Annotated in this window: 12 protein-coding genes and 1 pseudogene; 9 read left to right on the top strand and 4 right to left on the bottom strand. The window is 69.2% G+C overall.

Features of this window, described 5'->3' with window-relative positions; genetic code table 11:
* Window positions 1–29 precede the first annotated feature (29 nt).
* The 8 genes from ACIBTS_RS18990 (at window position 30) to ACIBTS_RS19025 (ending at window position 9131) form a co-directional block, all read left to right on the top strand.
* Window positions 30–1370 (top strand): sugar ABC transporter substrate-binding protein, encoded by a 1341-nt coding sequence (locus ACIBTS_RS18990; RefSeq protein WP_319673867.1) that lies wholly within the window; start codon window positions 30–32, stop codon window positions 1368–1370.
* Window positions 1371–1474: 104 nt separating this feature from the next.
* Window positions 1475–2272 carry a rhamnogalacturonan acetylesterase gene (locus tag ACIBTS_RS18995; protein WP_399320676.1) on the top strand — a complete coding sequence of 266 codons (798 nt, stop codon included), beginning with the start codon at window positions 1475–1477 and terminating at the stop codon, window positions 2270–2272.
* A 91-nt stretch (window positions 2273–2363) separates the two neighbouring features.
* Window positions 2364–3656 (top strand): polysaccharide lyase family 1 protein, encoded by a 1293-nt coding sequence (locus ACIBTS_RS19000; protein ID WP_399320678.1) that lies wholly within the window; start codon window positions 2364–2366, stop codon window positions 3654–3656.
* An 84-nt stretch (window positions 3657–3740) separates the two neighbouring features.
* Entirely contained in the window at window positions 3741–4874 is a 1134-nt protein-coding gene (locus ACIBTS_RS19005; RefSeq protein ID WP_399320680.1) for a pectinesterase family protein, read from the top strand.
* A gap of 5 nt (window positions 4875–4879) precedes the next feature.
* The gene (locus tag ACIBTS_RS19010) at window positions 4880–5914 is read left to right on the top strand and encodes a pectinesterase family protein (protein ID WP_399320805.1); all 1035 of its coding nucleotides are present in this window, start codon (window positions 4880–4882) and stop codon (window positions 5912–5914) included.
* Window positions 5901–7058, top strand: coding sequence for a dienelactone hydrolase family protein (locus ACIBTS_RS19015; RefSeq protein ID WP_399320682.1), 1158 nt, complete (start codon window positions 5901–5903; stop codon window positions 7056–7058). Before ACIBTS_RS19010 ends, ACIBTS_RS19015 begins: the two co-directional genes overlap by 14 nt.
* A 37-nt stretch (window positions 7059–7095) precedes the next feature.
* The gene (locus ACIBTS_RS19020; RefSeq protein ID WP_399320684.1) at window positions 7096–8211 is read left to right on the top strand and encodes a chondroitinase-B domain-containing protein; all 1116 of its coding nucleotides are present in this window, start codon (window positions 7096–7098) and stop codon (window positions 8209–8211) included.
* Between the two features lie 122 nt (window positions 8212–8333).
* On the top strand, window positions 8334–9131 hold the full coding sequence (locus tag ACIBTS_RS19025; RefSeq protein ID WP_399320685.1) for an HAD family acid phosphatase: 798 nt from the start codon (window positions 8334–8336) through the stop codon (window positions 9129–9131).
* 185 nt (window positions 9132–9316) lie between these two features.
* On the opposite strand, the pseudogene ACIBTS_RS19030 reads toward ACIBTS_RS19025, so the two are convergent.
* A pseudogene (locus ACIBTS_RS19030) lies at window positions 9317–9740 on the bottom strand (family 43 glycosylhydrolase); the annotation flags it as partial.
* A gap of 430 nt (window positions 9741–10170) precedes the next feature.
* Between ACIBTS_RS19030 and ACIBTS_RS19035 the strand changes: the two are divergent.
* A complete protein-coding gene (locus tag ACIBTS_RS19035) occupies window positions 10171–11325 on the top strand; it encodes a right-handed parallel beta-helix repeat-containing protein (protein ID WP_399320686.1) in 1155 nt (384 codons plus the stop codon).
* Window positions 11326–11479: 154 nt separating this feature from the next.
* On the opposite strand, the gene ACIBTS_RS19040 is transcribed toward ACIBTS_RS19035, so the two are convergent.
* From ACIBTS_RS19040 to ACIBTS_RS19050, 3 genes are all read right to left on the bottom strand, one after another.
* Complete coding sequence (locus tag ACIBTS_RS19040) at window positions 11480–13165, bottom strand: rhamnogalacturonan lyase B N-terminal domain-containing protein (RefSeq protein ID WP_399320688.1); 1686 nt, start codon at window positions 13163–13165, stop codon at window positions 11480–11482.
* 107 nt (window positions 13166–13272) lie between these two features.
* Window positions 13273–14142 carry a hypothetical protein gene (locus tag ACIBTS_RS19045; protein WP_399320689.1) on the bottom strand — a complete coding sequence of 290 codons (870 nt, stop codon included), beginning with the start codon at window positions 14140–14142 and terminating at the stop codon, window positions 13273–13275.
* Entirely contained in the window at window positions 14139–14708 is a 570-nt protein-coding gene (locus tag ACIBTS_RS19050) for a SigE family RNA polymerase sigma factor (protein ID WP_399320691.1), read from the bottom strand. The genes ACIBTS_RS19045 and ACIBTS_RS19050 overlap by 4 nt, the downstream gene beginning before the upstream one ends.
* Between the last annotated feature and the right edge of the window lie 119 nt (window positions 14709–14827).

Here is a 14827-nt window from a genome sequence, read left to right on the forward strand (position 1 = left end):
TTGGGATCCAGAAGAAGAGAGCCGACCATATGAAGAGCAGCATCCGCAGAAGCAGGCGCGCCGCCCTGGCCGTCGCCCTGGGCTCCGTGCTCGCGCTGACCGCCACCGCGTGTGGTGACGACGGCAGCGGCGCCGCGGGGGACAAGGGAGGCGAGGGCTCCGGCAAGGGTGAGATCACCTTCTGGGACAACAACGGCGGTGTCCGCACCGACATCTGGAAGGAGATCATCGCCGACTTCGAGAAGGCCAACCCGGACATCAAGGTCAAGTACGTCGGGATCCCGGCCGCGAGTGCCCAGTCCAAGTACGACACCGCCATCCAGGGCGGCGGTCTGCCCGACGTCGGCGGGGTGGGCACCGCGATGCTCGCCGAGGTCGCGGTGCAGGGCGCGCTGGAGCCGCTGGACAGCCGGCTGGAGAAGAGCGCCCTGAAGGGCAAGCTGAGCCAGAACCTGCTTGACAGCAGCCGGTCGGCCGGCGGCGGCAAGGAGCTCTACCAGATCCCGACCTCGTCCAACAACGGCACCCTGTGGTACCGCACCGACCTGTTCCAGAAGGCCGGTCTGGACGCGCCGACCACCTGGACGAAGTTCTACGAGGCCGCCGACAAGCTCACGAACCAGAGCAAGAACGAGTTCGGCTTCACCATCCGAGGCGGCGAGGGATCCATCGCGCCGGCCCTGGACGCGGCGTACAGCCAGTCCGGCATCGACACCTTCTGGAACGGCGACAAGACCACCGTCAACGACCCGAAGCTCGTCGCCGCGCTGGAGAAGTACGTTGCCCTGTACAAGAAGGACACTCCGTCCGCCGACGTCAACAACGACTTCACCAAGATGGTCGCCCAGTGGGACAGCGGCACCATCGGCATGCTCAGCCACAACCTCGGCTCCTACCAGGACCACCTGAAGGCACTGGGCGCGGACAAGTTCCGCGGCATCCCCAGCCCGACCCAGGACAGTGGCGCCCGGGTGCAGGTCTCCAACCCCGTCGACGGGCTGAGCGTCTTCAAGACCAGCAAGAACAAGACGGCCGCCTGGAAGTTCGTGGAGTTCGCCGTCTCGCACGAGGAGAACTCCAAGTACAACAAGGCCGCGGGGCAGATCCCGGCGAACACCGAGGCCGCGAAGGACGCGTGGATCCAGCAGGCCGAGCCGACGAAGCTGGCCGCCGAGGCGCTCAACGGAGCCGACACCAAGATCGTGCAGTTCCCGTACTACCTGCCCGACTGGAACACGATCTCGAAGGCGGACAACGAGCCGAACTACCAGAAGGTGCTGCTCGGAAAGATGAGCGCAAAGGAATTCCTGGACACGTTGGCCGAGCAGCTGAACGCCGCGCAGGCCGACTGGAAGAAGAACCACGGATAGCTCGTGTGGTTTCGGTTTGTGGGGGACTGCCGGCCGGTTGGGGCTGGCCGCGCAGTTCCCCGCGCCCCTGCACATCCATACCCCCTGTTGAAAGGTGCACGTTCGTGTCCCTTAGCCGCAGACAGGTCACCTCGGCGGCCCTCGCCGCCCTTCCTCTCGGACTCGCAGGAGCCGTTCCTGCCCATGCCGGTGGATCCCGGCCCCGCACGCTCTTCATCGCCGGTGACTCCACCGCCGCCCAGAAGTATTCCGACGCCGCTCCCGAGACCGGGTGGGGCATGGCGGTTGCGTTCTTTCTGCACAAGGACCGGCCGGTCGCCAACCACGCCGTGAACGGACGCAGTTCCAAGAGCTTCGTCGACGAAGGCCGGCTCGACGCCGTTCTCGCCGCGATCCGCCCGGGGGACTTCCTGCTGATCCAGTTCGCGCACAACGACGAGAAGACCACCGACCCGACGCGGTACACCGAGCCCTGGACGACGTACCAGGACTACCTGCGGATGTACATCGACGGCGCCCGCGCGAAGGGCGCGCGGCCCGTGCTCGCCACACCGGTCGAGCGCCGCAGGTTCGACGCCGAGGGCAACGCCCTGCCCACGCACGGCGAGTACCCCGCCGCCATGCGCGCGCTCGCCGAGTCGGAGCGGGTGGCGCTGCTCGACGTCCAGTCCCTCTCGCTCGCGCTGTGGCAGCGGCTCGGGGTCGAGGCCACGAAGACGTACTTCAACTGGACCGCGACCGAGCAGGACAACACGCACTTCAATCCGCCGGGCGCGATCGCCGTGGCGCGACTCGTCGCCCGGGAGCTGCTGCGGACGCGGGTGCTCGCGCCGCGCGACGTCGTCCGGCTGCACGACGAGATCCCCACGTCCTGGATCACCTGGCCCGCGCCGCTTTCGTAACCGCTCTCGCAACACCGCACCGCTCTCTTACTCAGAGGAGACCTGCACAGTGCATACACGCGTATGTCATGCTCGCGTCATAGCTGCTCTGGTGGGGTGTACCGCCCTGGTGCTGTCCGTCACCGGCACGGCGTCCGCCCAGCCCCAGGCCCAGTCCTCCCACTCCGCCTCCCATGATCTGGGCCGGCAGGTCCTGGGCGTCAACGACGGATGGGGGTCCTACGGGACCGGGACGACGGGCGGGTCGGCCGCCGACGCCGCCCACGTCTACACCGTCACCGACTGGGCCGGCTTCAAGGCCGCCCTCGCCGCCGGCGGCAGCGCGCCGAAGATCATCAAGGTGAAGGGCGCCATCGACGCCGACGGGCCGAGCTGCGCCTCGTTCGCCGCGCCGGGGTACGACTTCGACACCTACCTGAAGACCTACGACCCCGCTGTCTGGGGCCGCGACAAGAACCTGGACGCCGAGCCCGACGGCAGCCCCGAGGGTCTGCGCCGCGCCTCCGCCGCCAACCAGGACGCCTACATCAAGGCCACCGTGCCCGCCAACACCACCATCGTCGGCATCGGCCGGGGCGCCGGTTTCAAGGGCGCCAGCCTGCAGATCAAGGGCGTCGACAACGTCATCGTCCGCAACCTGTCCTTCGAGAGCCCCCTCGACTGCTTCCCGCAGTGGGACCCGACCGACACCGCCGACGGAAACTGGAACTCCGAGTACGACAGCGCGGTGGTCTACGGGTCGACGCACGTCTGGATGGACCACAACACCTTCACCGACGGCGACCACCCGGACAGCACGCTGCCCTCGTACTACGGGCGGATCTTCGAGCAGCACGACGGCGAGCTCGACATCGTCAAGGGCGCCGACTACGTCACCGCCTCCTGGAACGTCTTCACCGACCACGACAAGACGATCCTGATCGGCAACAGCGACAGCGCCTCGACGGCCGCGGTGGACCGGGGCCATCTGAAGGTCACCTTCCATCACAACCTTTTCTCGAACCTCGTGGAGCGGGCTCCGAGGGTCCGCTTCGGGCAGGTCGACTCCTACAACAACCACTTCGTCGCGGGTGACGGCTACTCCTACAGCTACGGCATCGGCATGGAGTCCCAGCTCGTCGCCGAGCACAACGCCTTCACACTGCCGGCCGGGACCGGCGCCGGGAAGATCCTCAAGAAGTGGAAGGACGCGCCGCTCACCGCCGCCGACAACTACGTCAACGGTGAGCCGACCGACCTGATCGCCGTCCACAACGCCGAGGTGCCGACCGAGATCCTGCGGTCCGGCGCGGGTTGGACACCCACCCTGCGCACCAAGGTCGACCCCACCCGGACCGTTCCGCGGATCGTCGACTGCGGCGCGGGCGCGGGACGCCTCGGCTGAGCCGTCCGTACGACGACCGGGGCGGCGCCCACTCGTCGCCCCGGCCCTTCTCCCCGCACCGCCGCACCGCGAAGGAGCACCCGCATGCCCTCGCCCCACCTCGGTCAACTCCCCCTCTCCAGAAGGGGATTCCTCGCCGCGAGCGCCGGCACGGTCGCCGCCCTCGGCCTCGCCGCCCCGCCCGCGCGGGCAGCCACCGGACGGCGCCGCCTCTTCGGCCGCTACGGCAGCCCCGCCGCCCGTCGCACCCCCCAGACCCTGTACGTCGCCCCGGACGGCCAGGGCGACTTCACCTCCGTCCGCGCCGCCGTCGCCGCCACCACCGGCAGCGGCTGGACGCTCGTCCTCGCACCGGGCGTGTACCGGGAAACGGTCGCCGTCGACGTCACCCGCACCGAGGCCACCTGGATCGGCGCCTCCGAGAACCCCCGTGACGTCGTCATCGTCTACGACAACGCGGCCGGCACCCCCAAGCCCGGCGGCGGCACCTACGGCACCACCGGGTCGGCCACCACCACCGTGCAGGCCGACGGCTTCACCGCCCGCTGGATCACCTTCGCCAACGACTGGCTGCGCGCCGACCACCCCGACATCACCGGCACCCAGGCCGTCGCCATCAAGGTCCAGGGCGACCGCTCCGCCTTCCACCACTGCCGCTTCCTCGGCCACCAGGACACCCTGTACGCCGACTCCGTCGCCCTCGGCGTCTTCGCCCGCCAGTACTACGCGCACTGCTACGCCGAGGGAGACGTCGACTTCGTCTTCGGCCGGGCGACGGCCGTCTACGAGCAGTGCCACTTCCGCACCCTGAACCGCACCGACCTGGCCGCCGCGCCCTACGGCTTCGTCTTCGCGCCCTCCACGGCCGGCCCCAACCCGCTCGGATACCTGGTCAGCCGGAGCCGGGTCAGCAGCGCGGCCCCGGACGCCCTCTACAAACTGGCCCGCCCCTGGGTCCCCAGCTCCGACACCACCGCCCGCCCGAGCCTCACCGTCCGCGACACCCGCCTCGACGCCGGCCTCGACGCGGTCGCGCCCTACACCAACATGTCGAACTCCTTCCCCTGGCAGTCGATGCGGTTCGCCGAGTACCACAACTTTGGTCCCGGCGCGGAGATCACCGCCCCCGAGAACCGGCCCCAACTGACCGACGCGCAGGCGGAGTCGGCGACGCGTGCCGCCTACCTCGGCGACTGGGCCCCGTGGAAGGAGTGCTGACCGTGCTGAGCAGACGTACCCTCCTGACCGGCCTCGCCGCCGGCGGTCCGACGACCGTCGCTGCCACGCCCGCCCTCGCTCACGGCGGCCGTGTCCTGCACGTCCGCCCCGGCGACTCCGTCCAGGCGGCCGTCGACGCGGTGAGTGGCCCGGGCTGGACGATCGTCGTGCATCCCGGGACGTACCGCGAGGTCGTCGACGTAGCGGTCGGCAAAGCCGAGTTGACCCTGCGCGGTGCCAGTCGCGACCCCCGTGCCGCCGTCATCGTCTTCGACAACGCCAACGGCACCCCGAAGCCGGACGGCTCGGGCACCTACGGCACGGCCGGCTCCGCCACCTTCACCTCGGCGGCGCCCGGGCTGACCGTCCGCGACCTGACGCTCGCCAACGACTGGCTGCGCGCCGACCACCCCGACATCACGGGGACACAGGCGGTCGCCGCGTATGTGACGGGGGACAGGTCGCGTTTGGAGAACGTCCGGCTGCTGGCCCACCAGGACACCCTGTTCGCGGACACGACCGCGCTGGACGCCTTCGACCGGCAGTACTACCGCAACTGTTACATCGAGGGCGACGTCGACTTCGTCTTCGGCCGGGCGACCGCCGTGTTCGACGCCTGCCACTTCCACACCCTGCGACGGGACGTGGCCTTCACTCCCAAGGGCATGGTCTTCGCCCCCGCCACGGCCCGCGCCAACCCGTACGGCTTCCTGGCCGTGCGCGCACGCGTGACCTCGGGTGCCGAGGACGCCGCGTACAAGATCGCCCGGCCCTGGGTGCCGTCGTACGAGACCACCGCCTGGCCCTCGCTGGTCGTGCGGGACAGCCGGCTCGGCCCGGGCATCGACGCGGTGACCCCGTACACCAACATGCGTGACGCCTACCCGTGGCAGACCATGCGGTTCCGGGAGTACGGCAACTCCGGGCCCGGCGCGGTGGTCTCGGTGCCGGAGAACCGGCCGCAGCTGACGGCCCGGGAGGCCGCCACGCACACCCGGCGGACGTACCTCCGCAACTGGAGGCCGTATGAGTGTCCGTGACCCGGTGGGACGGCGGGCGCTCGTCGTGGGGGCCGGGGCGGCGCTGGTCACGGCGGGAGCGGTGAGCGGGGCGCAGGCGGGGGTCGTCGACGGACCACTGCCCGACTTCCACCCCGCCCTCAAGGCCGAGCTGGACTTCCCGCTCGCCTGGGGACGGTCCCCGGTCCGGGACTTCCGCGCCTGGCGCCGAGCCGCCCGCGCCCAGGTCGAGGAGCTGCTCGTCGTCGAACGGGACGACCGCACCCCGTACGCCCCCGAGTTCGGTGCGCGCTCCGAAGACGGGAGCTGCTCAAGGGAGTTGGTCACCCTCTCCCTCACCCGGTACGAACGCGTCCGCGCGGCCCTGCTCACCCCGCACGGCAAGGGCCCCTTCCCGGCCGTGCTGCTCCTGCACGACCACGGGGCGAAGTTCGACATCGGCAAGGAGAAGCTGGTCCGGCCCTGGTACGACGACGTCCGGCTGGCCTCCGCGCAGGGCTGGGCCAAGAAGTACTTCAGCGGGCGGTTCGTCGGCGACGAACTGGCCCGGCGCGGGTATGTGGTCCTCGCCGTGGACGCTCTGGGCTGGGGCGACCGGGGGCCGCTCGGCTACGACCAGCAGCAGGCCCTGGCCAGTAACTTCTTCAACCTCGGGTCCTCCCTGGCCGGACTCATGGCCCGCGAGGACGCCCGGGCCGCCGGTTTCCTCGCCGGCCTCGACCGCGTGGACGCCACGCGGGTCGCGGCCGTCGGGTTCTCCATGGGCGCCTTCCGCGCCTGGCAGGCCGCCGCGCTCAGCGACGACCTCGCCGCGGCGGCGGCCGTCTGCTGGATGACCGGCCTGAAGGAAATGATGGAGCCCGGCAACAACACGCTGCGCGGGCAGTCCTCGTACTACATGCTCCACCCCGGGCTTCCCCGGTTCCTCGACTTCCCCGACGTGGCGAGCATCGCCGCACCCAGGCCGATGCTGTTCCTCGGCGGCGAGCAGGATCCGCTGTTCCCCGCCGAGGGCGTCCGGGCGGCCTACGCCAAGATGCGCGCCGTCTGGCGCTCCCGCCACGCCGAGGAGCGGCTCCGTACCGAGATCTGGCCGGGGCTCGGCCATCTCTTCACGGACCGCATGCAGGACGAGGTCTTCGCCTGGCTCGACGCCGTCCTGTGATCCGTCCCCACCCGAATGACGAGAGGATCCCCACCTCATGAGCCGCATCAGGAGTTCCCTCACCGCTCTCGCCGTCGTCACCGCCGGCGCGGGTCTCGCCGTACTCCCCACCCAGGCGCAGGCCGCGACCGTGGTCGTCAGCAACTCCACGGACCTGTCCAACGCCATCAAGAACGCCGGCGCCGGCACTGTCATCCAGGTCCGTGGCGGCACCTACTACCCGACCGCCACCCTCCAGTCCACGGCCAACGGCACCTCCTCCTCACCCATCACCCTCACGGCGTACGGCTCGGAGACCGTGAAGATCGACGGCGGGAGCCTCCCCGACGGCGCCTGGATCTTCAAGCTGACCGCCGACTACTGGAACGTCTCCAACATCACGTTCCAGAACTCCCCGGACAGCGCCGTCGTCTGCCAGTCCTGCACCGGCACCAACTGGAACAACATCAAGACCATCAACGGCGGCGACTCCGGCTTCACCCTCACCGGAGACGGGACGGTCAACAACACCGTCAAGAACATCGACTCCTACGGCAACTACGACGCCGCGGGCCACGGCGAGAACGCGGACGGCGTCGCCGTGAAGTTCGGCTCCGGCACCGGAAACCTCATCACCGGCGCCCGCCTCTACAACAACTCGGACGACGGGATCGACTTCTGGTCCTTCTCCTCGCCCGTCACCATCGAGCACACCTGGTCCATGGGCAACGGCGTCAACCGCTGGTCCGACTCGGCCTTCGCGGGCGACGGCAACGGCTACAAGCTGGGCGGCGACGGCGAGGTCGTCGCGCATGTCATCAACAACTCGGCCGCCTGGGGAAACGCCGGAAACGGTTTCACCGAGAACTCCAACACCGGGGCGATCGTCATCAACCGCACCACGGCCTACGCCAACAGCAAGTGGGGCTACTACTTCGCCACCAGCTCCGCCAAGCTCGGCAAGAACCTCGCGGTCGGCAACGGCGGCGGCGCGGTCAGCAAGGGCTCGAAGGTCACCTCGGCCGGCAACAACTGGGACTCCGGCGTCTCCACCCCCGCCTTCAGGTCGACGGACGCGAGCACCACGTACAACGCACGCAGCTCCAGCGGCACCCTGCCCGCCACCACGTTCCTGACGACCGGCTCGACGACCATCGGAGCGACGATGAACTGACCGGCCCTTGGGCCACCTGGGCGCCCGACCCGACCGCTTGACCCGTTTTTTGCCCGCCGAACGGGTATCGATCGGGCAACGGGTCTCGCGCCCACCCACGTGACGCGCGTAGAAAACGTGTCATGCATAAGTCACTACGTATCGTGGCCCTCACCGCGGCCTGCGCCGTCGCCGGCGCCGCCCTGTACGGCGCCGGCGCGGCGACGGCCGGCCAGTCCACGGCCAACTCCACCCACGAGCCCTACAACATCGGGCTCCTGGTGAAGGACATCGACACCTACTACGGCACCGCGCCGGACGCGAACGGCGTGTACCAGGCGTCGCCGGCCAGTCCGTACGCCAAGGACCTCGCGAGCATCGACAAGGCCGCCAGGAAGTACATCGACCAGGCCGCCCGCAAGGCGCTCAAGAAGGGCGAGAAGCCCGCGGTCGTCTTCGACATCGACGACACGCTGCTGCTCAGCCTCGACTACGAGAAGAAGACCAACTACACGTACAACTCGACCACTTGGGCCGAGTACGTGGCGCGGGCCGACCGTCCGGCCGTCTTCGGCAGCCCCGAGCTGGTGCGGTACGCGAAGGCCAAGGGCGTCGAGGTCTTCTACAACTCGGGCCTGAAGGAGTCGCAGCGCGCCTCGGCCGTCGAGAACCTGAAGAAGGTCGGTGCCGACGTGAACCTCGACGCCGCCCACATCTTCCTCAAGGACGCGGCCAACCCGCCGTCCTACCTCAGCGCCTGCGCGACGCCGGGCACCTGGAACTGCACGACCGTGCAGTACAAGTCCGGCACGCGGGGGCACATCGAGGACGACCTCGGGTACGAGATCATCGCCAACTTCGGCGACCAGTACTCGGACCTCGACGGCGGCTACGCCGACAGGAAGTACAAGCTTCCGAACCCGACGTACTTCGTCGGCTGAGACCGCGTACGCACCCCGGGCTGGACGGTACGGCCGGCCCGGCGTGCAGCGATAACCAAGCTTGCGCCGACTTGAGCAACACCTATGTCGTGGCGGGACACGCCGGAGGGGTGACAGCCCGAGAGGGTTTGAGCGCCCGTGAACCTCAGCTCGTGAGCTGGAACCCTTTGGCTTCGGTCAAAGGAGGATGTCAAGGAGTGGTGGCCGGTGGCGAGCATGCCGTACTCGGAACGCTTGGACAGGATCGTCCCCCGCTTGGTCCACGGGCCGAGCGGGGACGATCCCGTCGCCTACGCCACGTGGTGGTTCTCGCTGCGGGTGTCGTCCTGCGACCACATGAAGCAGTACGTGCCGCCGTGCTTGACCACGAAGGAACCCTCGCGGAAGTTCTCCGGGGTGAAGTCCTTCACCTTCGCCGGATCGAACGAGACCATGTCGTCGTTCAACGGCACGACTACCCGTGCCCGTTGCCCCAGTACAGATACGCCTGACCGTCGTCGTCCGTGAAGACCGCCGGGTCGATCATCTGACCGCTCCAGGCGCCCCCTTGGCCACCAGCGGCTTGCCAAGCGCCTCCATGAAGGGACCATCCTGATCAGCCGCACGCCCCGAACGGTTCTGGACGCACTGGTCGTCCGCTTTCGCATCCCGGGTGGCAACGCGGATCTTGTCCGTGGTCCGAGCCGAGTGGGCGGAGTCCCTCACGACCTGGGCACGTAGATGCGGCTGGAGGCGACAGAAAGGAAGAGGGCCAGCAGCAGTGTGCGGACGATACCCAGGCGGCGCATGACACTTCCTGTGTGATTGTGGGGGTTTCCTTTGGGTGTTTCTGTGGGGTGCAGTGCCCTCGGAGTGTCACCAGCGGGCATCGGACCGTCAATCGGTGAGGCCGGGGCGGGAGCGAGCGAAAGTTTCGACCCTTTTCGCGGGCGCGCGGCAACCCTTTCCGGCCGTGGCGGCGACTGGTGGGCAGAAACGGGCCGGAGCGGCCCCTCCCGGCCCGTTTCGTCCCATCGGCCTCAGTGAAAGGAACGCCCCCGTGCGTTTGAGCACCGGACGTCACCGCAGGACGCGCACCCTCTCGATCGCCGCCGCGGTGGCCGTTTCCGCGGGGGCGGGCGGTGTGTACCTCGGTCTGTCGAACGGTGGCGCCGAGGCCGCCTCGTCGACGGTCACCGTGTCCACCACCGCACAGCTCGAGTCGGCGGTGAGGAACGCGGTCGCCGGCACCGTCATCCAGGTCCGGGCCGGTACGTACTATCCGACGGCCACGCTCAAGTCGACAGCCGGCGGCACGAGTTCCGCCCGCATCACGTTGCGCGCGTACGGCAGCGAGAAGGTGACGATCGACGGCTCGAAGCTGCCCGCGGGGTCCTGGCTCGCCGGGATCTACGGCAGCTACTGGACCGTGCAGGACCTCACCTTCCAGTCCTCGCCCGCCCAGGGCTTCGTCGTCACCTCGTCGACCGGCGGCATCTTCAAGAACCTGGTCACCGCGAACAACGGCGACTCCGGGTTCACCCTGCGCGGCGACGGCACGGTGAACAACCTCGTGCAGAACCTGGACAGTTACGGCAACTACGATGCCGCGGGGCACGGTCAGAACGCGGACGGCATCGCCGTCAAGTTCGGCTCGGGAACGGGCAACAGGATCACCGGGGCGCGGTTGTACAACAACTCGGACGACGGCCTCGACCTGTGGCAGTTCTCCACCCCCGTCACCATCGAGCACTCGTGGGCCTTCGGCAACGGCAAGAACCGCTGGAGCGACTCCGCCTTCGAGGGCAACGGAAACGGTTTCAAGCTGGGCGGCGGGGGCGTCGCGGTGGCGCACCTCGTCAACGACAACGCCGCCTGGGACAACACGCTGAACGGTTTCACCGAGAACTCCAACACCGGCGCGATCGTGCTGAACCGCAACACCGCCTACGCCAACGCGAAAACGGGTTTCTACTTCGTCACCGGCAAGGCCCGGCTCGCCCGCAACCTCGCGGTGAGCAACAGGGGCGGGCCGGACAAGCTGGGGTCTTCGGCTGTCTCCGCGGCCAACAACTGGGACGCCGGTGTCGCCACGCCGGCCTTCGGGTCGACGGACGCGACGACGGCGTACGGCCCCCGAAGGCCGGACGGCGCCCTGCCGACGACGACGTTCCTGACCACGGGGTCGACGACCATCGGCACGACGATGAACTAGGGCGTGTTTCGAAGGTCCCGTCTGCCCGGCGACGCTACTTTCGAAACGTGTCCTGTCCCGCAGGGACGGCACCACAAGGAAACGCCCCCACCGGGTTCCAGCGGTGGGGGCGTTTCCTTCCGCCGACCCGAGAGGGGCTCGAGCCGGCAAGTTCTCAGGCGAGCAGATCGATGCAGTCGAACGACGTGCCCGGGCTCAGGAACGTCGTGCCGCTCGAACCGCTCACGATGCTGAGCTTCAGCACGTTGTACTGCGTCACGTCCGTCTTCCAGGCGCTCGCCGGGACGTTGTACGTGAACGTGTGGTTGTTGCCCCGGTAGGACCCCGTCGTCAGGGAGCGGGTCGAGGGCTGGGTGACGGCCGCCGGAACGGGCGAGACCCAGTCGTTCACCGACACCCGCGGGCGGCCGTTCGCGAACGCGTCCGTGACGCCGATCCGGAGGGTGTGCGCGGCCGCAGCCTGCTCCCCGGTCAGCTTGAAGTAGACAAGGACGCCGTCGTTGACGTCCTTCCACACATACGCCGGGAAGGACGCGGCCGCGTCGGCGCCGCCGATCGTGACGTTCCCCGTCCACTTCGCGGCGCGGGCGTCGGACGGATGGGCGTACGTCATGAGCTTGGCGTTCTTGAACTCGCCGGGGGTGCCGTCCCAGTCGCCGAGCCGCCAGAGCGTCTTCGCGGCAGACGGGTCGCCGGTGATCGAGAGGGTGTGCAGGGTCGTCGTCGCGCCCGCCGTCACCTTCACCGTCTCGGTGTGGACGGCCAGTTCACCCTTGTGGACGGTCAGGGTGTAGGTGCCCGGGAGCATGCCCTTGCAGGAGAACGCGCCCGTTCCGGCGGCGGCCTTCGCCCAGTACTGCGCGGTCGGGTTGGCGAAGCCGACCGTGTAGGGGTGGCTCGCGTCCATGCCCTTCAGGCCCACGCCCGCGACCTTGCCACGGCCCGCCCTGCCGACCCAGCCGGTGATGCCGAGGCCGTCCACCCAGGAGGTGTCCAGCTTGTCCTGGAACAACGACGCGGACGGTGCGGAGCCGTCGGTGAAGGCAAGGACGTACGGACCCTGCAGGCCGAAACGTTCCGCCTCGGTCTGGGCCTCGTTGTAGTGCAGGATCTCGTAGAGGCCCGCCCCCTTGTCGTTGGAGTGGCGCAGCAGGGACCGGTAGAAGGGGCCGCCGGAGGCCTTCTCGTGGTTGGAGCGGACCAGGTACAGGCCGACCGAACCCGTCGTGAAGCCGACGTGGTCGTGGTCGATGGTGCGCCTGCCCGAGTAGTGCTTGGAGTGGGTGGTGCCGTCCGCGCGCCGCCACACGTCACCGGCCTCGATGATCGTGTCGGAGGCCTCGATCCAGGAGTCCGAGCCGGTGTTGGGGAACATCCCGGGCTTGAGCCGGACGATGTACCGGGTCGCGGTGAAGGAGGCGTCGGCCTTGTTCGTCCAGAGGTAGATGTTGTTCTGGCCGCTGCGGGCCGCGTACCACTGGGTGATCGGGCCGTGCACGACCTTGATCAGGATCGTCGGGCCGGACTGCTCGACGGTGACGGCGGAGGTGCCGAGGCCGGACTCGACGTGCGAGTGCCTGCCGCCGTAGCCCTCGTACTCCTTGCCCTTGTAGAGAAGCGAGGTGAGGTCGCCGGTGGTCTTCGACACCTTGAAGACCAGCGAGGATCCCGTGTCGACGACGTAGTTCCTGCCGTCGTCCCGGTAGCCGAAGGCCGCGGCGGACGCGGACGACAGGAGGCCGGCGCCGCCCGCGACGGCCGCGCCGGTGGCGGCGACACCGATCGCGGAGGCCCCGAGCACCCGCCGGCGGGTGAGGGGTCGTCTCTTGTGCGTGCTCATGGACCGAGTCCTCGCGTGTGTGGTGACTCTTGCGCCTGGTGGTCGTCACCGGTGAGGAAAGGGTTGCCGCTGTTTCAGAAGTTTTTACGAGTCCTGCTCGACCCGTCCTACGAGTCGCCCCCGCCGTTCTCGGGGGAGGCGAAGCCGCCGCCCACGGAACCCTGCTGCTTGTCCGACTTGCCCTTGATCGCGTAGGTGTCGCCCTTGGCGTCCCGGCCGCCGCGGTCGTGGTTGTACTGCCCGGCGAACACCCAGTCGCCCTTGGCGACCGTACGGCCCTCCTTGAGCACCCAGGTGTAGACCAGGAAGCCGTTCCGCTCGGCGACCGTCAAGGTGAAGTCGTCCTCGGGCAGGGAGCGCCAGGCGCCGGTCGAGGAGACCCCGCCGGTCTGTGCGACCTTCAGCTGCACGGTGAGCTCGGTGAGCACCTCGGACGTCTTGAGGGTGACGTCGCTCTGTGCCCAGAAGTCGTTGCTGTGCGGGTCGATCGAGCCGTCCGACCACAGCGGGCCGTCCTCGTTGTCGTTCTTCGCCGGCAGCTCGGGCGCGGGCGCGGCGGGCGTCGCCCGCGAGGTCTGTGTCGGGGAGGTGCTCGGCTTCGCCGGGCCCTTCGCGCCGCCGCCGGAACCCGGCGTGGCCTTCGGCGAGGCCGGCGGGCGGCTCGTCGCGTCCGGGGACTCGATCGGGGGCGGTGACACGGAGACCGTCTGCTGGGGCGGGGTGTCGTCCTTCACCGCGGACGCGACCGCGTAGCCGCCGACCGCGAGCATGCTCGCGACCGCGGCCGTGGCCCCCACGATCCGCACCCAGCCCCACAGGGGCGGGCGGGTCGCCCGATGGTCGGACCGGTCCAGCGACTGCCCCGCCATACCGCGCTCGACCCGGGCCAGGATGCGCGCCCGGTCGGGCTCATGTGCCTCGGCCGCGCCGTGCAGCCGGGCGCGCAGCTCGTCGTGCACGTCCCGCTGCATCGTCATCGGTCCCTTCCCGAGGCCGTGGCCTCACCGGTGCGCACCATCGCGGGCACCTTGAGCGGAGTTCCCTTGGCGCCGAGCAGCTTCTGCAGCTCGGCCATTCCCTTGGAGGTCTGACTCTTCACCGTACCCACCGAGACCCCGAGGGCGAGCGCGGTGTCCTTCTCCGAGAGGTCGAAGGCGTGCCGCAGCACCACACAGGCCCGTTTGCGGAACGGCAGTCTACGCAGCGCCGACTGGACGTCCACCACGCCCGCGATGTCGGGGTTCTCCGTCTTCTCCTCGCGCTGCGACCAGAACAGGGCGATCCGGCGGCGCTCACGCACGGCGCTGCGGATACGGGTGCGGGCCAGGTTGGCGACGACGCCACGGGCGTACGCCACCGGATGGTCGGCCGCGCGCACCCGGTCCCAGCGGTTCCACAGCGCGAGGAGCGCGTCCGCAGCCAGGTCGTCGGCGGCGTCCGCCTCACCGGTCAACAGATGGGCGAGGCGGGACAGTTCCGCGTAGTGACGGTCGAAGAAGGCATGGAATTCCACGGAGGCGGCGTCGTCGACGACTGTGCCCACGGGTGACCTCTTCTCGATGCGACTTCTGGCACCCGTCGGGGTGCGGCCTGTGCGTGCGTGTCATGTGAATGACATGGGGATCCCGAGGAGGTTGTCGGGACGAGATCGGGAAGCGTAGC

It is taken from the genome of Streptomyces sp. NPDC050121, from assembly GCF_044460385.1.
In the GTDB taxonomy this organism is placed as follows: domain Bacteria; phylum Actinomycetota; class Actinomycetes; order Streptomycetales; family Streptomycetaceae; genus Streptomyces; species Streptomyces soliscabiei.